16 protein-coding genes and 4 tRNA genes are annotated in these 18,350 nt (G+C 45.0%); 10 read left to right on the top strand and 10 right to left on the bottom strand.

All coding sequences use genetic code 11. From position 1 onward, the window contains the following. The first annotated feature begins 184 nt into the window (after positions 1 to 184). The 6 genes from FTT87_RS01235 to FTT87_RS01210 are packed head-to-tail and all read left to right on the top strand — an operon-like array spanning position 185 to position 6,403. Positions 185 to 3,022 carry a monovalent cation/H+ antiporter subunit A gene (locus FTT87_RS01235; protein ID WP_180174172.1) on the top strand — a complete coding sequence of 946 codons (2,838 nt, stop codon included), beginning with the start codon at positions 185 to 187 and terminating at the stop codon, positions 3,020 to 3,022. Position 3,023: 1 nt separating this feature from the next. Continuing rightward, positions 3,024 to 3,389, top strand: a complete 366-nt coding sequence (locus FTT87_RS01230) for a Na+/H+ antiporter subunit C (RefSeq protein WP_166169527.1) — start codon at positions 3,024 to 3,026, stop codon at positions 3,387 to 3,389. Next, positions 3,389 to 5,197 (top strand): monovalent cation/H+ antiporter subunit D, encoded by a 1,809-nt coding sequence (locus FTT87_RS01225; protein ID WP_180174171.1) that lies wholly within the window; start codon positions 3,389 to 3,391, stop codon positions 5,195 to 5,197. Before FTT87_RS01230 ends, FTT87_RS01225 begins: the two co-directional genes overlap by 1 nt. Positions 5,198 to 5,199: 2 nt before the next feature. Continuing rightward, entirely contained in the window at positions 5,200 to 5,721 is a 522-nt protein-coding gene (locus FTT87_RS01220) for a Na+/H+ antiporter subunit E (protein ID WP_086195216.1), read from the top strand. After that, positions 5,718 to 5,993: a monovalent cation/H+ antiporter subunit F gene (locus FTT87_RS01215; RefSeq protein ID WP_086195215.1), complete on the top strand. Its 276-nt coding sequence runs from the start codon at positions 5,718 to 5,720 to the stop codon at positions 5,991 to 5,993. Before FTT87_RS01220 ends, FTT87_RS01215 begins: the two co-directional genes overlap by 4 nt. A gap of 11 nt (positions 5,994 to 6,004) precedes the next feature. After that, entirely contained in the window at positions 6,005 to 6,403 is a 399-nt protein-coding gene (locus tag FTT87_RS01210; protein ID WP_180044584.1) for a Na+/H+ antiporter subunit G, read from the top strand. Positions 6,404 to 6,524: 121 nt separating this feature from the next. Here FTT87_RS01210 and FTT87_RS01205 read toward each other — a convergent pair whose 3' ends face one another. From FTT87_RS01205 to tpiA, 10 genes are all read right to left on the bottom strand, one after another. Next, on the bottom strand, positions 6,525 to 6,932 hold the full coding sequence (locus FTT87_RS01205; protein ID WP_086195213.1) for a ribosome-binding factor A: 408 nt from the start codon (positions 6,930 to 6,932) through the stop codon (positions 6,525 to 6,527). After that, the gene (gene infB, locus FTT87_RS01200) at positions 6,932 to 9,637 is read right to left on the bottom strand and encodes a translation initiation factor IF-2 (protein WP_180174170.1); all 2,706 of its coding nucleotides are present in this window, start codon (positions 9,635 to 9,637) and stop codon (positions 6,932 to 6,934) included. The genes FTT87_RS01205 and infB overlap by 1 nt, the downstream gene beginning before the upstream one ends. 10 nt (positions 9,638 to 9,647) lie before the next feature. Beyond that, complete coding sequence (gene nusA, locus FTT87_RS01195) at positions 9,648 to 11,132, bottom strand: transcription termination factor NusA (RefSeq protein WP_086195211.1); 1,485 nt, start codon at positions 11,130 to 11,132, stop codon at positions 9,648 to 9,650. Between the two features lie 40 nt (positions 11,133 to 11,172). Continuing rightward, on the bottom strand, positions 11,173 to 11,697 hold the full coding sequence (rimP, locus tag FTT87_RS01190; RefSeq protein WP_086195210.1) for a ribosome maturation factor RimP: 525 nt from the start codon (positions 11,695 to 11,697) through the stop codon (positions 11,173 to 11,175). Between the two features lie 211 nt (positions 11,698 to 11,908). Beyond that, positions 11,909 to 11,985 (bottom strand) — tRNA-Met (locus tag FTT87_RS01185). Positions 11,986 to 12,077: 92 nt separating this feature from the next. Next, positions 12,078 to 12,154 (bottom strand) — tRNA-Met (locus tag FTT87_RS01180). A gap of 73 nt (positions 12,155 to 12,227) precedes the next feature. Then, a tRNA-Met gene (locus FTT87_RS01175) sits at positions 12,228 to 12,304 on the bottom strand. A gap of 46 nt (positions 12,305 to 12,350) precedes the next feature. Beyond that, positions 12,351 to 12,435 (bottom strand) — tRNA-Leu (locus FTT87_RS01170). 53 nt (positions 12,436 to 12,488) lie between these two features. Further along, positions 12,489 to 12,818 (bottom strand): preprotein translocase subunit SecG, encoded by a 330-nt coding sequence (gene secG / locus FTT87_RS01165; protein ID WP_166169539.1) that lies wholly within the window; start codon positions 12,816 to 12,818, stop codon positions 12,489 to 12,491. Positions 12,819 to 12,831: 13 nt separating this feature from the next. Further along, complete coding sequence (tpiA, locus tag FTT87_RS01160) at positions 12,832 to 13,623, bottom strand: triose-phosphate isomerase (protein WP_180174169.1); 792 nt, start codon at positions 13,621 to 13,623, stop codon at positions 12,832 to 12,834. Positions 13,624 to 13,903: 280 nt separating this feature from the next. Between tpiA and pilB the strand changes: the two genes are divergently transcribed. From pilB to coaE, 4 genes are read left to right on the top strand one after another with little or no spacing between them, the layout of a single operon-like run. After that, the gene (pilB, locus tag FTT87_RS01155; RefSeq protein ID WP_180042609.1) at positions 13,904 to 15,616 is read left to right on the top strand and encodes a type IV-A pilus assembly ATPase PilB; all 1,713 of its coding nucleotides are present in this window, start codon (positions 13,904 to 13,906) and stop codon (positions 15,614 to 15,616) included. Between the two features lie 27 nt (positions 15,617 to 15,643). Beyond that, entirely contained in the window at positions 15,644 to 16,870 is a 1,227-nt protein-coding gene (locus FTT87_RS01150) for a type II secretion system F family protein (RefSeq protein WP_180042610.1), read from the top strand. Beyond that, complete coding sequence (locus tag FTT87_RS01145; RefSeq protein WP_180174168.1) at positions 16,870 to 17,730, top strand: A24 family peptidase; 861 nt, start codon at positions 16,870 to 16,872, stop codon at positions 17,728 to 17,730. Before FTT87_RS01150 ends, FTT87_RS01145 begins: the two co-directional genes overlap by 1 nt. A gap of 15 nt (positions 17,731 to 17,745) precedes the next feature. After that, complete coding sequence (coaE, locus tag FTT87_RS01140; RefSeq protein ID WP_180042612.1) at positions 17,746 to 18,336, top strand: dephospho-CoA kinase; 591 nt, start codon at positions 17,746 to 17,748, stop codon at positions 18,334 to 18,336. Positions 18,337 to 18,350 lie beyond the last annotated feature (14 nt).

Raw genomic sequence — 18,350 nt, 5'->3', positions numbered from 1 at the left:
TTAAAGTTTAATAGTAAAATCCGATTCTACTATGACTTTTTTACAGGTTGCGCAACACAGCTTGTTTTTCATTTTTTAACTCAAACCGGCTTTCAAGATTGAGAAGTTTGGATTGTTCTTTGCATTCCTGTAATCCTTGGAAGATAAGATTCACGCTTAGGTATTTATAGCCTAACTCACGACTTTGGATATGAGTGTGCTACCGATTATTATCTTGTTACCGTTAGTACTGGGCACAACCCTTGTCTCGTGGCTGAAATTTTCACGCGGGCTAACGGCTTTAGCCGCCTTAGGGGTCAGCCTGAGTAGTCTGACCCTGTTACTGCTGCAAGCCAAAGATGTGTTTAATGGCGGAACAATGACACAAAGCTGGGCCTGGTTACCCCAGTTAGGCATTGACTTAAGCTTTCGTCTGGATGCCTTAGGCCTGTTGTTTTGCTTGCTGATTAGCGGGATCGGAACGCTGATTTATATTTATGCCTATTATTATTTAAATCCTAGAAATTCTCTAAGCAAACTCTATCTTCTGCTGATGCTGTTCATGGCCTCCATGCTCGGGATCTCTCTTTCTAACAATTTAATTTTACTGCTTATTTTTTGGGAACTGACCAGTATTTCCTCCTTCCTGCTGGTGGGTTACTGGAGCAATTACGAAGCTGCACAACGTGGTTCACGTATGGCTCTGACCATTACCGGTATGGGTGGTCTGGCCATGCTGGGTGGTTTCATTCTGCTCGGTCAAATCACCGGAACCTATCAGATTGACCAGATTTTGACGATGAAGAATCAAATTCAAAGTCACTCGCTATTTGTTCCAAGCTTGCTGCTGATTTTACTGGGTGCCTTTACTAAAAGTGCCCAGTTCCCGTTTCACTTCTGGCTGCCGAATGCCATGGCAGCTCCGACGCCGGTTTCAGCCTATTTGCACTCTGCCACCATGGTCAAAGCCGGAATTTTCCTGCTGGCACGTTTTACGCCAATTTTTGTCGGTGCAGCGCTGTATCACAATATTGTGACTTTCGTGGGCTTGTTCACCTTATGTATGGCTGCCTTCTTTGCCATTTTCAAGGAAGACTTAAAAGGCTTATTGGCTTACTCCACCATCAGTCATTTAGGCTTGATTGTGTGCTTACTGGGATTAGGTTCACCACTGGCAATTGCTGCTGCCATTTTCCATATTATTAATCACGCCACCTTTAAAGCGGCTTTGTTCATGATTGCCGGGATCATTGACCATGAAACCGGAACCCGTGATTTGCGTAAGCTTAGTGGGATCTGGCAACTCCTGCCCTTTACTGCCACCCTGACCATGATCACCGCCGCCTCTATGGCCGGTGTGCCGCTGACCAATGGCTTCCTGTCGAAGGAAATGTTCTTTACTGAACTATTGGCCAGCCTTTCAGGTCCTGTGCTTATTGTTTCTGCCATTCTGGCAACCCTAGCCGGAATTTTTGCAGTCGCTTATTCGGTACGTTTAGTGCATGGGGTATTTTTCGATGGTCCGATTGGCGCAGGGGTCCCGAACCGGCAAGCACATGAGCCGCCCTTGGGTATGCGCGTACCCGCCATACTGCTGGCGGTTTTATGTATTCTGGTCGGCCTGATACCTGCACTGCTGGTGGAAAATATTGTCAACGTAACTGCACGTGCCAGCACTCAAGTGTCTGACTTTGCCGGTAGCCATTTGGCCATCTGGCATGGTTTTAACCTGCCTTTAGTGATGAGTATTGTTGCACTTTTGGGCGGAATCATTTTCTATTTTGCTTTGGCCAAAGGCGGTCGCATTCGGGAAATTGATCTCGATCCTGTGCTTGGAAAATTTCAGGGCAGAGTGCTATTTGATTTATTTTTAAAACATCTGTTACTGAGTTCACGCAAGTTCACACGGCAAACTGAAAATGGTTCACTGCAAAGCTATCTGATGTGGATTGTAGTGTTTAGTGGTGCTTTGCTGACTATGCCCTTTATCAATCAAGGCCTGACCACTGGTACACGTGAACTCGTCCATGCGCCAGCAATTGCCATTGTGTTGTGGCTGCTCTTATTCTCAGCCTGCTGGATGATGCTGTGGTTTCACCATGAACGAATTAAGGCCGTGCTGATTAGTGGTGCGGTCGGACTTGTCGTGACCCTAGTGTTTGTGACCTTGTCTGCACCTGATCTGGCCCTCACCCAAATCACGGTCGATGTGGTCACGACGGTATTGCTACTGATGAGCCTGTCCTTACTGCCACAGCTCACTCCTTATGAGTCCAGCGTTTCACGGCGCTGGCGCGATGCCCTGATTGCTATTGGGGGTGGTCTGGGGATTGGCTGGATTAGCTGGCTAATGCTGACCCGTGACCACAACTCGATTTCATGGTTCTTTCTGCAGCAGTCACTGCCACTCGGTGGCGGTTCCAATGTGGTCAACGTAATTCTGGTCGACTTCCGTGGTTTCGATACCTTTGGGGAGATTACCGTACTGGGTATTGCTGCAATTGGCGCACTGTGTTTAATGGATGGCATGCGTGCGCACGGCACCACCATTACCCAGGGCCTGACCTACCGCTTTAATCCCTCTCCGCTGATGTTCCGTATTACTGCATCCTGGGTATTGCCTCTGGCTCTGGTGGTGAGCCTGTATATCTTCCTGCGTGGCCATAACCTGCCCGGTGGTGGTTTTATTGCCGGTCTGATTACCGCTTTGGCCCTGGTGATCCAGTACATTGCCTTAGGACAAGACCAAGCTGAACAGATGCTCAGAGCCAAATCCGGCCGCCTATATGAAATTTGGATTGGTTCAGGTCTAAGCATTGCAGGACTGACCGGACTCGCTGCCTGGTTCTGGGGACGTCCCTTCCTGACCAGTGCCCATGTGCATATCGCTCCGCCCCTGTTAGGTGATATACATTTGGCATCCGCTGCATTATTTGATGTCGGGGTTTATGTCACCGTCGTGGGTGCCACCATGTTGATGATTTCCGTCCTGGGTGACTCACGCCACTCCAGCATGTCTGGTCCAGTATTGAAGGGGGAATAAAATGATTAGTCTAGAGTTTTTACTTGCCTCTGCCATTGGTTTACTGGTTGCCACGGGAATTTACCTGATCTTGCGTGCACGTACTTTTCCCGTGGTTTTAGGACTGGCCATGATTGGCTATGCGGTCAATCTGTTCCTGTTTGCCATGGGACGAATTCAGATCAATGCCCCGGCTATACTGACTGAAACCAGCAAAGTGACCGATCCTTTACCTCAAGCGCTAGTCTTGACAGCCATTGTGATCGGTTTTGCCACCACGGCCTTTATTGTCCAGCTGGCTTTACGCAGCCGTTATGAAAGCGGTACCGACCATGTCGACTCAAAAGAAGAAATTACCCCGATTGACCCGCGTGAGGATGAGCCTTAATGAATGCCTTCATCCAGTTCTGGACTGAACACACCCCAATATTTAGCATTTTAATTCCGGCATTTACCGGTTTCTTACTGGTTCTTTTGGGTAATCCCGGCAAAGGTTCATTAGCACACGACTGGCGACAACCTTGGCGTCGTGGCATCAGCTACGTCTCTTCAATCCTGGGCTTAGGCACTGCCATCGTGTATTTAATCTTCGCCAGCAGCGGGCAAATTAGCACCTACAGCCTCAGTGAATGGGCTGCACCCTTCGGTATTGTGCTGGTTCTGGATCAGCTTTCCGCACTGATGCTGGTGCTGACCTACGCTCTGGCTACACCCATCTTATGGTTTGCCAGTCATGCATGGGATACTCAAGGGCGTTATTTCCATGCCATGTTCCATTTTTTGCTCATGGGCTTGTGCGGTGCATTCCTGACCGGCGATTTATTTAATTTATTCGTATTCTTTGAAATCCTGTTGATGGCCTCTTATGTCCTGCTGCTACACGGACAAGGCAAGGCCCGTTTTCAACTCGGCGTTCACTACGTCACCATCAACCTGCTGGCCTCTGCGCTGTTCCTAATTGGCTTAGGCATGATCTACGGCAGCGTCGGTAGTTTAAACATGACCGATGTTGCACGTTTAATCCCGCTGTTAGAACGAGACCAGCATATCTTGGCAGCTGCAGGTGGCTTATTGTTATTTGTGGTTTTTGGCATCAAGGCTGCCATGTTGCCAGTCGGGTTTTGGCTACCAAAAACCTATGCCGTAGCCACCACTCCAGTCGCTGCCATTTTCACCATTATGACTAAAGTCGGCATTTATGCCATTCTTCGAGTCAATGGCACGATTTTTGATGATGATTTCAGTCAGGATATTCTGGCCAACTGGTTACTTCCGATCGGTTTGGTCACCTCGATTTATGGCGTGATTGGTGCCATTGGCGCGGAACGTTTACGCCGTTTTGTCGGCTTTATGATTTTATCTTCGATTGGCACGCTGCTGATTGCCATTTCATTATTTAATACATTGGCCTGGGCTGCAGGACTGTATTATCTGGTGCATAGCACCCTTATTGGCGCTGCGTTTTATCTGCTCTGTGGCTGGATTACCTCACAGCGCGGTACATTCAAAGATCATTTCAACATCGCTCCGAAAATGAAACAGCACAAAGCAGTGTCCCTTACCTTCTTTTTCATTGCCTTGATGATGGCGGGTTTACCGCCTTTTAGCGGCTTTTTAGGCAAGGTTTTTATCTTGCAGGCGACTTCACATTCCCCTTATCAGGGGGTGATTATTGCGGTGGTGCTGCTGGTGAGTTTACTCAGCATTATTGCCTTTACCCGGGTGGGATTCATTCTGTTCTGGCGTGCCAGCAAACCTGAAGATCAAGCGGAAACCGAAGCATTTAAAGCATATCAAGCCATACCCAATCATGCCCCGATACGCAATGACAAAACCATTTATCTGCTGTTGTCAGGCTTGGTACTCTATATGGTTTGCGCAAATCCGATTCAGCAATACATGTTTAAAACGGCTGAACAGATCCAGAATAATGCTGTGTATGAAGATACAATTTTATACAAAGATGACCTAAATCAGGTGATTAGCGTACAGCCCTATAATCCTGAAAATTTACCTGAAACCAAATATGGCGGTGAAACCGTCGATCCGAATGCGCATCTGATTCCGTATATCATCTCGAAAAAGACTTTAGAAGGTGAGCACATTTCAGAATATAAACAACGCCAGATCAGGCAGCAGCAAGACCAGCAAACTGCTGATCCGGATGATGCCAAACTCAAGCCTATGGAGCCTTAAACATGCAAAAAACATCGTTTTTGGACCGCTGGCTGCCGCATCCCTTCGTCTCCGTGATTGTGGCCTTAAGCTGGATCATGCTGGCGCATAGTCTGGATCTGGCAACCTTGCTGATGGCCTTATTGCTGGGCATTGCTATTCCATATCTAGTCAAACCGTTTATTGGCAACACCCCAAATATTCACTGGATTCTGGCTATCAAATTATTCTTTGTGGTGTTATGGGACATTATTGTTTGTAATATTAAAGTAGCCAAACAGGTGCTTGGTCCCACCCATAAACTGCATCCGAAATGGTTTCGTGTGCCTCTGGAAACCCAGCATGAACAGGTCAATGTATTGCTGGCCCTGATTATTACCACTACGCCGGGTACCGTAACTGCAGGGATCGATCACGATCGTGGTGATATTCTGGTTCACGCCCTGAGTACCGATAATGCCGAGATCGATATTATCGAAATTAAAAATCGTTATGAAAAAGCACTGATCGAAATTTTTGATGTGGAATTAGGAGAAGATTCATGAGTATTTTGCCTTATGCACTTGGTCTGTGTATGGTCGCAATCACCATTTCCATGTTTCTTTGTCTAATCCGTATGGTGATTGGCCCTTCCATCGTGGACCGGCTTTTAGCACTGGATACCCTGTTTCTGAATGCGACCTGTCTGGTGGTCATTCTGGGTATCTACTGGGCAAGCACCTCCTTATTTGAAGGAGCTTTATTGGTTGCCATGCTTGGATTTGTGTCCACCGCAGCCTTGGCACGCTACTTTACCACTGGCCATGTGGTCGATTAGGAGCAACAGCAATGCAACTTCTCATGGAAATCCTGGTCTCAATTTTTTTGTTGATTGGTTCATTCTTCATGCTGGTGGGCGGCATTGGGATGGTTCGTCTGCCCGATTTATTTATGCGCCTGCATGCGCCGACCAAATCCAGTACCCTGGGTCTGGGCAGTTTCCTCATTGCTGCCATGATCTTTTCAGCCTTTCAGGGACGCTTTGGTTTTGCCGAACTGTTATTGACTTTGCTGGCATTCATTACTGCGCCTGTGTCTGCAAATCTTATGGCACAGGCAGCACTACATTTACGTTTACGCTCAACCAGTGGTGAAGTACCTGAAGCACTTGAACGCCCCTTGCCCTGGCAACGTACCCGGCGTCGCAATCCCAAAACAGAAAATGATTCACATAATGATGTCAGCTGAAACCGTTCTTGTTATTCTAAACTTAACTTAAAATTTTATACCGTTTTACACAGATTTATTCTTCTGAGCAGAATTTTCCGCCACAAAAAAGCCACCCGAAGGTGGCTTTTCTTTTTAGCGATTATTCATCATCTTTTTTTGCATCATCAGCTGGAGGTAAATCCTTCACTGCTTCTGCAATCAGACCAAACATATAGTTGCCATATGCGTTGGTTTTGTCGTAATGGAAACGCAAGCGAGGCGTTATACGTGTCTTGATACGACGACTGAGTTCGTGGCGCAGGAAACCAGATGCCTTATTCAAGACATCTAACGTTTCCTTGTTTGCCGCTTCACTTTGCTCATCGCCCAGCTCACGCCCCATCACGGTCACATAAACTTCGGCATATCCTAAATCTGGGCTAACTTTCACCGCAGAGATGGTCACCAGACCACCCAGGCGTGGATCTTTCAGCTCTTGACGAATCAGTTCAGACAACTCGCGCTGAACTGAATCTGCCATACGCTTCAGACGTTGACTACCCGCCATTAAAGACTCCGTTTAATCAATTGAACATCATACACTTCGATCTTGTCTTGTGCTTTGATGTCTTTATAGCCTTTCACTGCAAGACCACATTCCATACCGGCACGAACTTCTTCCACCACTTCTTTATAGCGACGAAGAGATTCAAGCTCACCCTGGAACACCACCACGTCATCACGAAGAATACGGATTGGTTTATTACGGTGCAATACACCTTCAAGTACCATACAACCTGCAGCCGCACCGAATTTGCTTGAGTGGAACACTTCACGCACTTCAGCCACACCCAGAATTGTTTCACGGTGTTCAGGAGCAAGTTTACCGCTCATTGCTGCTTTCACGTCATCAATCAATTGATAGATGATGCTGTAGTAACGAATGTCGATACCGTCTTCATCGGCTTTTTGACGCGCAGTATTGTCGGCACGAACGTTAAAGCCAAGCAATACCGCTTCAGAAGATTCAGCCAGCGTTACGTCAGACTCAGTGATTGCACCGACACCTGAACCAATAATACGTACTTTCACTTCATCAGTTGCCAGTTCGGCAAGTGCCACGTGTAATGCTTCCAAAGTACCGCGCACATCAGTTTTGAGTACCACATTCACAATAGGCACATCTTTCTTGCCCATCGATGCCATGATGTTCTCAAGACGCATTGCAGATTGACGTTCAAGACGTTTTTGACGTTCACGATCCATACGCGCATCGGCAACTTCACGTGCTTTTTTCTCGTCATTCACAACAAGAACTTCATCACCTGCCATTGGTGCTTCCGGAAGACCCAAGATCTCTACAGGAATTGACGGACCTGCAGATTTGATACGTTGACCATTTTCATCCACCATCGCACGAACGCGACCGTAAGATGAACCTGCAAGGACAAGATCACCTACATTCAATGTACCGTTTTGAACCAAGATAGACGTTACCGCACCACGGCTGTTGTCTACACGTGCTTCAATGACCACACCTTGAGCAGCACCTTCTTCAGATGCTTTTAATTCAAGCAATTCTGCTTGAATTAAAATCAGGTCTAGAAGTTCATCAATACCTTGACCTGAGTGTGCTGAAACCATGGCAACCGGTACATCACCGCCCCATTGTTCAGGTACGATCTGTTTCGTGGTCAATTCGTTCAATACACGGTCAGGATCGGCCGACTCTTTATCCATCTTGTTAATTGCAACAATGATTGGCGTACCAGCAGCACGTGCATGGTCAATCGCTTCCGCAGTTTGTGGCATTACACCATCATCCGCTGCAACAACCAGCACCACGATATCAGTCGCTTTCGCACCACGTGAACGCATTGCGGTAAACGCTGCGTGTCCCGGGGTATCCAAGAAAGTGATAATGCCTTTATCCGTTTTCACGTGATAAGCACCAATATGCTGGGTAATACCACCCGCTTCGCCTGCAGCCACTTTGGTACGACGGATACGGTCAAGCAGCGATGTTTTACCATGGTCAACGTGACCCATGATGGTTACGACAGGAGCACGAGTGGTTTGAGCACCACGCGCTTCTTCAGCCGCTTCAAGCAAGTTGTCTTCAGCCTGAGTATCAGAAACTAGAACTGGGTTATGACCCATTTCTTCAACAACCAGCGCTGCAATCTCTTGATCAATCGCCTGATTCTGAGTCACTAACTCACCCATTTTCATGAGTGCCTTGATAACTTCACGCACCTTCACTGCCATTTTCGCAGCTAAGTCAGCTACGATGATGGTTGAGCCGATTTCAACATCATAAATTTGTTTTTTAACTGGTTTTTCAAAGCCATGCTTGTTCGCCTGACTTGATTTTAAACCGCGTTTATGCGAGTTATCACGGAAAGATTGCTCTTCGCCACGACGACCACCTTTTTTCGGTGCACGCGCATTGGTGGTATTGCCACCACGTTTAATTTCACGGTCTTCTTTCGCAAAAGAATCTTCATAGGCCTGACCAACCAGACCGGCAGCCAGTGGAGAATCATCAATCACACGAACTGTTGCCGTGGCATCTTCAGAAGAATACTTGGAAGCCATTTGGCGCATTTGTTCAAGCGTGCGTTGTTGTGCTTCTTCAGCCGATTTACGACGTGCCGCTTCTTCAACTGCTTTTAACTGTGCAGCTTGTGCTTCACGTGCTTTCTTCTGTTCTGGTGTTTCAGTCACTTTAACCGGCTGTTTTACAATCGGCTTGTTGTTTGACTTGCGTTTTACTACAACCGCTGCTTTTGGTACTTCTTGCTTCGCAGTTTCTTGCTTCGCTGCTGCACGCATTGCTTCTAAAGCCTGTTTTGCTTTAGATTCAGGTTGTTGCTTAGGTTCTTCAGCTTTCGCTGCTGGCTTTTGCTCAGCTTCACGCGAATTCTGTTCGGCTTGTGCTTTCGCTAAAGCTTCAGCTTTAATCTGTTCCGGATCTGGCTTAACAAATGTATGCTTCTTACGAACTTCTACATTAATTGTTTTCGCCTTACCTGATGTACTGGCCACTTTAGCAGTACTGGTTGTTTTACGTTTCAACGTGATTTTTCCTGCATTCCCATCGTCCTGACCATGAACTTTCTTCAAATGGTTAACGAGGGTATTTTGTTGTTCAGTGGAAATAATATCTTCAGCTTTACGTTGGGGTAAACCTGCGTCACGAACCTGCTCTAGGAGCTTCTCAACGGGGCGATCCACGCTGAGAGCCAACTCTTTAATCGACTTGTCCGTCATATATTTCCTCCTAGTTAAACCATGATTCGCGCGCTTTCATAATAAGTTGACCCGCTTTTTCCGTACCTAAACCTTCAATATCTTCAATATCGTCAGTGGCTTGGTCAGCTAAATCATCTACAGTCACCACACCGCGAGCCGCAAGGGCATATGCGATTTCCTGTGTCATCCCTTGCATTGCCACAAGTTCAGCACTTGGTTCTTGAATGTTTTCTTGTTGTTTTAATGCATCAGCCAAGGTAATTTCCTTCGCACGGCTTTGCAATAATTCAACTGTTTCAGCATCCAGTTCGATTTCATCAAATGTTTCAGCTGGAACATAAGCAATTTCTTCCAAAGAAGTAAAGCCCATTTCAACCAAAGCCATTGCCAAGTCTTCTTCAATATCCAGACGGGTGACAAACATGTCGAGATATTGTTGAGCTTCATTTTGTTGACGTGCGTAGAATTCCTCTTCGAGCATCATATCCAATTTGTAGCCAGTCAATTCAGAGGCTAAACGGACATTTTGACCTTGTGAACCAATAGCACGTGCCAACTGATCGCTCGCCGCAAAAATGATATCAGCACTGTGAACATCTTCATCAATCACAATACTGGATACATCTGCAGGTTCTAGCGCACTAGCAATGTACTGTGCCGGATCATCAGACCACACCACCACATCAATACGTTCACCATTGAGTTCTGACTGTACAGCCTGGATACGTGTACCACGCATACCAATACATGCACCTACAGGATCAATACGGTGATCGTTGGTTTTCACAGCAATTTTAGCACGAACACCCGGCTGGCGTGCAGCTGCTTTAATTTCGATGATTTCTTCAGAAATTTCAGGAATTTCTTTTTTCATCAATGCAATCAGCATTTCAGGACGTGCACGTGACAATAACAGTTGTGCACCGCGACCTTCACGGTTCACGCTATATAAAATCGCGTTTACACGTTGCTTCGGACGAAGAATTTCTTTAGGAATCATCTCTTCACGGGCAAGATAAGCTTCCGCATTGTCACCCAAGTCAATAATAAAGCCATCTTTGGTTTGCTTTTTCACTTCACCGTAGATGAGTTCACCGACTTTAGATTCATAGGCATCAGCAACCAGAGCACGTTCAGCTTCACGAATTTTTTGCACAATCACCTGTTTGGCAATTTGCGCAGCAATTCGGCCGAAGTCGATCGATTCCACTTCGAGTTCACGAATGTCACCAATAGACCATTTGGCAGGATCCACATCCGAAATCGCATCCTGACATGCCGGCATTTCGTGATCTTCATCAGCCACCACTTCCCATTGACGGAAAGTACGGTAATCGCCTGTTTTACGATCGATTTCCACACGTAAACGTGCTTCTTCCGAGTTTGTGCCTTCATAAAATTTCTTTTTAGTCGCAGCAACAAGCGCTTGTTCTAGCGCTTCAAAGATCGCTTCACGAGGTACACCTTTTTCGTTACTAACCGTTTCTACTACGGTAAGAATTTCACGTGCCATAAGTCACCTATTCGTTCAGATTCTTATTTATTTGGATAAATTAATCTTGGTAAATCAAATTTGCTTTGTCGATATTATGACTATCAATTTCAAGGATTTGTTGCTTTTCAACTTCCACTTGAATAAGTTCATTTTCAAGATCAACAGCAATCAGTTTGGCTTGAAATTTACGACGGTTATCTACAGCACTGATCAGACGCAGCGCAACGGTTTGTCCGATATAACCAGCCATCTGTTCAAGCTGGAAAAATGGACGGTCCCAACCCGGAGAAGAAACTTCAAGTGAATACTCACCAGAAATTGGATCATGTACATCAAGCATAGCACCCACTTGCTGTGTTACGCGAACACAGTCTTGTACGCCTATACCTCGACCCTGTTCAAGCTCGCCATCTTCATTCATGACAGGTTGTTCGTTATTTTCATCTGCTTTATCGATATAGATACGCAATAAAGAACGTTTACCCTGAGGAAGAAATTCAATTCCCCAAAGATCGACATTGCATGCTTGCACTGCAGGAGCGATTAGGTCTTGGAGTGCTTGAGTTTTATTTGATAGCTTCATTTACTCTCGTCATTATGGTGCGATTCAATGGTCGCGGTGACCGGTTCAGACTAACTCAACTATATTAGTAGTGAAACATGACGATTTGACCAATAAATGTCGGACACTACACGATAGCCAATAAAAAAGGGCGTAATCGCCCCTATTTACACAGAAAAACCAAAGTCCACTGTGCAAAAAGGCCCACCTTTTTGTGAGCCTTTTAGAAACTTGGTAGCGGGAGCTGGATTTGAACCAACGACCTTCGGGTTATGAGCCCGACGAGCTACCAGACTGCTCCATCCCGCATCAACGTGCAAAAATTATATACAATCTGCTGATCATTTTCAATTAAAAACTGTTCAGTGATTGCTTGATTAAGTTGCACCCTAATCAAATAGTGGTAGCGGGAGCTGGATTTGAACCAACGACCTTCGGGTTATGAGCCCGACGAGCTACCAGACTGCTCCATCCCGCAACAACATTGCAAAAAATTAATCTCACCTTAAATTATCAAAGTGCTTATTTTAGTTTACATCTAAAATAAAGATTGGTAGCGGGAGCTGGATTTGAACCAACGACCTTCGGGTTATGAGCCCGACGAGCTACCAGACTGCTCCATCCCGCATCAACAGATTTGCTGCTTACACCAACTTATGTTCTGGATTATAAGTTGGTGCGGAAGGGGGGACTTGAACCCCCACGCCCGAAGGCACTACCACCTCAAGGTAGCGTGTCTACCAATTCCACCACCACCGCAGCTGTGACGCATTCTAGTCGGATCAGACCCAAAAAGAAAGAACTAAATATATTTATTCGCTAGTTTTTGGTGCAACTGGTGAAGTTTCAGGCGATTGGCTTTGTGCAGGAGCAGTCGTTTGTACCGATTTTAAGCTATAGGCATCAGTGGTTTGCTTTTTAGCAAACACCGCTAAACTTAGGCTGGTGACAAAAAACAAGGCTGTTAAAATTGCCGTTAAACGTGTTAAAAAATTAGCCGAACCTGAAGCACCAAAGACGGTTGCTGCTCCACCACCACCAAATGATGCACCCGCATCGGCACCCTTACCATGTTGTACCAGAATCAATACAATCATTAAAATGGCTAAGATAATATGTACTACCAGCACAAATGCATGCATGCTGAACTCCTAATTATTTTGTATTTGCAAAAGCCTGGGCAATTTTATAAAAAGACTCTGCATTTAAAGATGCACCACCAACCAGCGCACCATTAATGTCTGGACAGGCTGCCAACTCTACTGCATTTTCCGGCTTAACACTACCACCATATAAAATTGCCATGCCTGTACCCAAAGGTGTAATTTGGGTTAAACCTGCACGGATTTTGGCATGCATTGCCTGTGCGTCTTCAGGTGAAGCTGTTTTACCCGTACCAATTGCCCAAATGGGTTCATAAGCCACCACTATATTTTTCCACTGTTCAGCCTGAACAACTGTGGCAATATCACAGATTTGTTGCAACACCACCTGCTCGGCCTGACCATTTTCACGCTGATTTAGGCTTTCACCTACGCAATAAATAATGGTTAATCCTGCATTTAAAGCATTTTTAACTTTTTCATTCAAAATCTGGGCAGTTTCACCAAAAATCTCACGACGTTCTGAATGACCAATCAGTACAAAACCGATTTGCTGATCTTTCAGCAGTTCGGCACTTACTTCACCGGTATATGCCCCTGTACCTGCAATACGGGAAACATCCTGTGCAACGGAATAAACAGGGCGCGCTGAACTTGCCAATTCTGCCTGAACACCACTCAAAGCCAGCATGGTCGGTGCAATACCCAAATGACAATCTTGTTCTTTAATGTCATTGTTTTGCAATAATTTTTTTAAATCTTGCAGCAACGCTTTTGCATCTGCCTGCATTGGGTTCATTTTCCAATTGCCGACAACCCAAGGAGTAATAGCCGAACCCGACATACAGTAACCTATTAAAAACAATTCATTAAACCGCGCACATTCTACACGGAATTCAAGATTTTTCAGAAAATTTTCACATGGCTTTTTTATGCGATTCTTATTTTTTTGCAATCCCCTTTTTTACGCTCAAGAAAAACTTCACCCTGTAATACGACTGGTTCAAAGTTTTATCTGATATTAAGTAGATGACAACATTTTAAGATATGGTATTTTTATATAACAAAAGTATAATTCAATGATACCAATTATAAACAAATTGATTAAGCAGGCATATTAGAGCATGGCAGCATTACAAGGTTCACCAAGATTTACGGGTTTTATTCGATGTTTAGTCGAAGATGGCTTAGTTTCTGCTGAAAATATGCAGAGTGCAATATTGAATGCAAAAAAAGCCAATCAAGATATTGTGCCTTTTTTAATTGATCAATTGAAAATTTCCTCCTTGGCTATTGCAGAAAAAATTTCTCAAGAATTTGGAGAACCTCTTTTTGATTTGAGTGCCTATGACTCTGCTCAAATTATCCGAGAAGGGCTGGATGAAAAAATCATTAGCAAACATTGTATTCTGCCCATTTTTAAACGCGGGAATTTACTCTACGTCGCAACCAGTAATCCCACCAATATAGAAGCCATGGATGCGATCCGCTTCAGCAGTAAGATGAATATCGAAGCGATTATTGTAGAGCACCAGAAATTACACCAGCTGATTGAACAAAACTTTACCCAGGCGGACAGTTTTGAGTTTTCTGATGAAGATATCGATCTAAATCTAGAGCAAGATGATTTAAGTCAAAAAGAAGATGAAGATGATGGTCCTCAAGGGGATGAAGCTCCCATCGTTAAGTACATCAATAAACTGTTAATTGATGCCATTCGTATGGGTGCTTCGGATTTACATTTCGAACCGTATGAAAAGTCATATCGGGTGCGTTATCGTATTGATGGCGTGCTCCGTCAAATTGCCAATCCGCCGTTACAGCTGTCCACACGTTTAGCCTCGCGCTTAAAAGTCATGTCACAAATGGATATTTCTGAAAAGCGTTTACCTCAAGATGGACGGATCAAGCTCAAACTTTCAAAAAGCAAAGCTATTGACTTTCGTGTCAACTCTTTACCGACACTGTTTGGGGAAAAACTGGTCCTGCGTATTCTGGATCCATCCAGTGCCATGCTGGGTATTGATGCATTGGGCTATGAACCAGAGCAAAAAGAACTGTTTATGCAAGCACTGGAAAAACCTCAAGGCATGCTACTGATTACAGGTCCAACCGGTTCCGGTAAAACCGTATCGCTCTATACGGGTTTGAATATTCTGAATCGTGAAGATACCAATATTTCCACAGCTGAAGACCCGGTAGAAATTAACCTGGAAGGGATTAATCAGGTCAATGTTAACGCTAAAGTCGGTTTAACCTTCTCTGCTGCACTTAAATCATTTTTACGTCAAGATCCAGATATTGTCATGGTTGGTGAGATCCGGGATCTGGAAACAGCTGAAATTGCCGTAAAAGCGGCCCAGACTGGTCATATGGTGATGTCGACCCTGCACACCAACAGTGCACCAGAAACCTTAACCCGTTTACGCAATATGGGTGTTCCTTCCTTTAACATTGCAACTTCTGTCAACCTAGTGATTGCACAACGTTTAGCACGTCGTCTATGTCCTCAGTGTAAAATTCCGGCAGAGATTCCTGGACCCAGCCTGCTGGAAATGGGTTTTACTGAGGAAGATTTGAAACATCCAGACTTTCAGGTATATCAACCGGTAGGCTGTTCCGAGTGCCGTGAAGGTTATAAAGGTCGTGTCGGTATTTATGAGGTCATGAAAGTGACCCCTGAAATTTCGAAAATTATTATGGAAGATGGTAATGCACTTGAAATTGCAGCAGCATCTGAAAAATCGGGGTTTAATAATTTACGCCGTTCAGGATTAATTAAGGTTATGCAGGGGGTGACTTCGCTTCAGGAAGTCAATCGTGTAACCAGTGAATAAATGAAAATTTAAAATAAGGATAAACGCATGGCTGTCAAAAAAGCACAGATGATGCCCATCTTCAGTTATGAAGGTGTTGATCGTAAAGGGGAAAAACTTAAAGGGGAACTTCCTGCGCGGAATATGGCACTTGCTAAAGTGACTTTACGCAAGCAGGGCATCACGATTAAACATATTCGGGAAAAACGTAAAAACATTCTCGAAGGTTTAATGAAAAAGAAAGTGTCCACCCTGGATATCACTATTTTTACCCGCCAGCTGGCCACCATGATGAAAGCTGGGGTTCCTTTGGTTCAAAGCTTTGAGATTGTAGCAGAGGGTCTGGAAAATCCATCCATGCGTGAAGTAGTACTTGGTATTAAAGGTGAGGTTGAAGGCGGCAATACTTTTGCTGGTGCCTTGCGTAAGTACCCACAATATTTTGACAACCTGTTCTGTTCTTTAGTGGAATCTGGTGAACAGTCTGGTGCCCTGGAAACCATGCTGGATCGTGTCGCGATCTATAAAGAGAAGAGCGAACTGTTAAAGCAAAAAATTAAAAAAGCCATGAAATATCCGGCAGCTGTCATTGTAGTTGCCGTGATCGTGACCATTATTTTGATGGTTAAAGTGGTACCTGTGTTCCAGGACCTCTTTAGTTCATTTGGTGCCGATTTACCTGCCTTTACCAAAATGGTGGTAAATATGTCGGAATGGATGCAAAAGTACTGGTTTATTCTGATTATTGCCATTGGTGCGATGATTGCCGGATTTCTTGAAGCAAAAAAACGCAGTAAAAAATTCCGTGATTTTCTTGATAAAGCAGCCCTCAAAGCCCCTATTTTTGGCGACCTGGTCTATAAAGCCATTATTGCCCGTTATAGTCGTACTCTAGCCACCACCTTTGCGGCCGGTGTTCCCTTGATTGATGCATTGGAATCCACTGCAGGCGCAACTAACAATTGTGTTTATGAAGCAGCGGTGATGAAAATCCGTGATGATGTAGCCACAGGCCAACAGCTACAATTTGCTATGCGTGTCACCAACAAATTTCCGTCTATGGCTGTACAGATGGTGGCGATTGGTGAAGAGTCTGGGGCACTGGATGCCATGCTGGATAAAGTCGCAACGCATTTCGAAAATGAAGTCGACAATGCGGTCGATGGTTTAACCTCGATGATGGAACCCCTCATTATGGCCGTGCTGGGTGTGCTGGTTGGTGGTCTGGTGATTGCCATGTATCTTCCAATTTTCCAAATGGGTTCTGTGGTTTAATGCAAGATTTCATTTCTTATTTTATGATTAACCCAACTGCTTTATATATTGCCGTTGGGCTTTTTAGTCTCTGTATCGGCAGTTTTCTCAATGTCGTGATTTATCGAACGCCGAAAATGATGGAGCAAGAGTGGCGGCAGGATTGTCAAATATTGCTGCATCCCGAACAGGCCATTATTGACGAAACAAAAATCACCCTCAGCAAGCCAGATTCAACCTGTCCGAAATGCCAAACACCCATTCGCTGGTATCAGAATATTCCTATCATCAGCTGGCTGGTTTTACGGGGCAAATGCGGTTCTTGCAAAAATCCGATCAGTATTCGCTATCCATTCATTGAATTGTTAACTGCAACATGTTCCCTGATTATTGTGGCAGTCTTCGGCCCTACCCTGCAGATGCTGTTTGGCCTGATCCTCACCTGGGTACTGATTGCACTGACCTTTATTGATTTTGATACCCAGCTTCTCCCAGACCGCTATACCTTAACTCTGGCCGCCTTAGGTTTGGGAATCAATAGCTATAGTATCTATACCAGTCCAACCTCTGCCATCTGGGGCTATATTATTGGTTTCCTGTGTTTGTGGATTGTCTATTATCTGTTTAAGATGATTACCGGTAAAGAAGGTATGGGCTATGGCGACTTTAAACTTCTGGCTGCCTTAGGTGCCTGGATGGGGCCATTGATGCTCCCATTGATCGTATTGCTCTCTTCTTTCGTCGGTGCCGTGATTGGCATTATTCTGCTGAAAGTACGCAAAGAGAACCAGCCTTTTGCATTTGGCCCTTATATTGCCATTGCCGGATGGATTGCTTTTATTTGGGGTGAGCAGATTATGAAAATCTATTTGGGTCAGTAATTTTTAGGGACATCTATGACTTTTATCTTGGGTTTAACGGGAGGGATTGGTAGTGGAAAATCGGCCGCCAGCAACTGGTTTGAAACCCAGGGCATTACTGTGGTCGATGCTGATATTGTCGCGCGCGAGATAGTAACCAAAGGACAGCCAGCCTTACAACAGATTCATGCGGCTTTTGGCGATTGGGTTTTATCAGACAATGGCGAGCTGAATCGTCGGGCTTTACGCGAACATATTTTTAAATATCCTGAAGCACGTAAAACGCTGGAAAGTATTACCCATCCTGCAATTCGAGAGTCTATTATTCAACAGCTGCAGGCTGCGACCAGCCCTTATGTAATCTTGGTCTCTCCCCTGCTGTTTGAAACCAACCAGCATGAACTGACTGATCATACCCTGCTGATTGATGCATCAATTGATTTGCAGATTCAGCGGGCTGCTATGCGTGATCACCAGTCCATTGAACAAATTGAAAAAATTATTCAGTCCCAGATGCCACGTGAACAAAAGCGTCGTTTGGCTGATGATATTGTGCTGAATGACGGTCATCTTGACCATTTATACAGCCATTTAAGACCGTTGCATGAAGCTTATTTGAAACGCTGAAATTAAAAAAAGCA

The sequence above is a fragment of the Acinetobacter sp. YH01022 genome, assembly GCF_013420235.1.
Taxonomy (GTDB): Bacteria; Pseudomonadota; Gammaproteobacteria; order Pseudomonadales; family Moraxellaceae; genus Acinetobacter.
The sequence above is the reverse complement of the archived record's forward strand: the minus strand, read 5'-3'. Positions and strand labels throughout refer to the sequence as shown.

Bases quoted from the DNA above. Each gene is read 5' to 3' on its own strand.
- infB (WP_180174170.1), bottom strand. From the start codon at position 9,637: ATGACGGACAAGTCGATTAAAGAGTTGGCTCTCAGCGTGGATCGCCCC.
- tpiA (WP_180174169.1), bottom strand. From the start codon at position 13,623: ATGTCGGGTTCGGCTATTACTCCTTGGGTTGTCGGCAATTGGAAAATG.
- FTT87_RS01215 (WP_086195215.1), top strand. From the start codon at position 5,718: ATGAGTATTTTGCCTTATGCACTTGGTCTGTGTATGGTCGCAATCACC.
- secG (WP_166169539.1), bottom strand. From the start codon at position 12,818: ATGCATGCATTTGTGCTGGTAGTACATATTATCTTAGCCATTTTAATG.
- rimP (WP_086195210.1), bottom strand. From the start codon at position 11,697: ATGAAGCTATCAAATAAAACTCAAGCACTCCAAGACCTAATCGCTCCT.
- FTT87_RS01220 (WP_086195216.1), top strand. From the start codon at position 5,200: ATGCAAAAAACATCGTTTTTGGACCGCTGGCTGCCGCATCCCTTCGTC.
- FTT87_RS01145 (WP_180174168.1), top strand. From the start codon at position 16,870: ATGCAAGATTTCATTTCTTATTTTATGATTAACCCAACTGCTTTATAT.
- coaE (WP_180042612.1), top strand. From the start codon at position 17,746: ATGACTTTTATCTTGGGTTTAACGGGAGGGATTGGTAGTGGAAAATCG.
- FTT87_RS01205 (WP_086195213.1), bottom strand. From the start codon at position 6,932: ATGGCGGGTAGTCAACGTCTGAAGCGTATGGCAGATTCAGTTCAGCGC.
- FTT87_RS01210 (WP_180044584.1), top strand. From the start codon at position 6,005: ATGCAACTTCTCATGGAAATCCTGGTCTCAATTTTTTTGTTGATTGGT.
- pilB (WP_180042609.1), top strand. From the start codon at position 13,904: ATGGCAGCATTACAAGGTTCACCAAGATTTACGGGTTTTATTCGATGT.
- FTT87_RS01150 (WP_180042610.1), top strand. From the start codon at position 15,644: ATGGCTGTCAAAAAAGCACAGATGATGCCCATCTTCAGTTATGAAGGT.
- nusA (WP_086195211.1), bottom strand. From the start codon at position 11,132: ATGGCACGTGAAATTCTTACCGTAGTAGAAACGGTTAGTAACGAAAAA.
- FTT87_RS01230 (WP_166169527.1), top strand. From the start codon at position 3,024: ATGATTAGTCTAGAGTTTTTACTTGCCTCTGCCATTGGTTTACTGGTT.
- FTT87_RS01225 (WP_180174171.1), top strand. From the start codon at position 3,389: ATGAATGCCTTCATCCAGTTCTGGACTGAACACACCCCAATATTTAGC.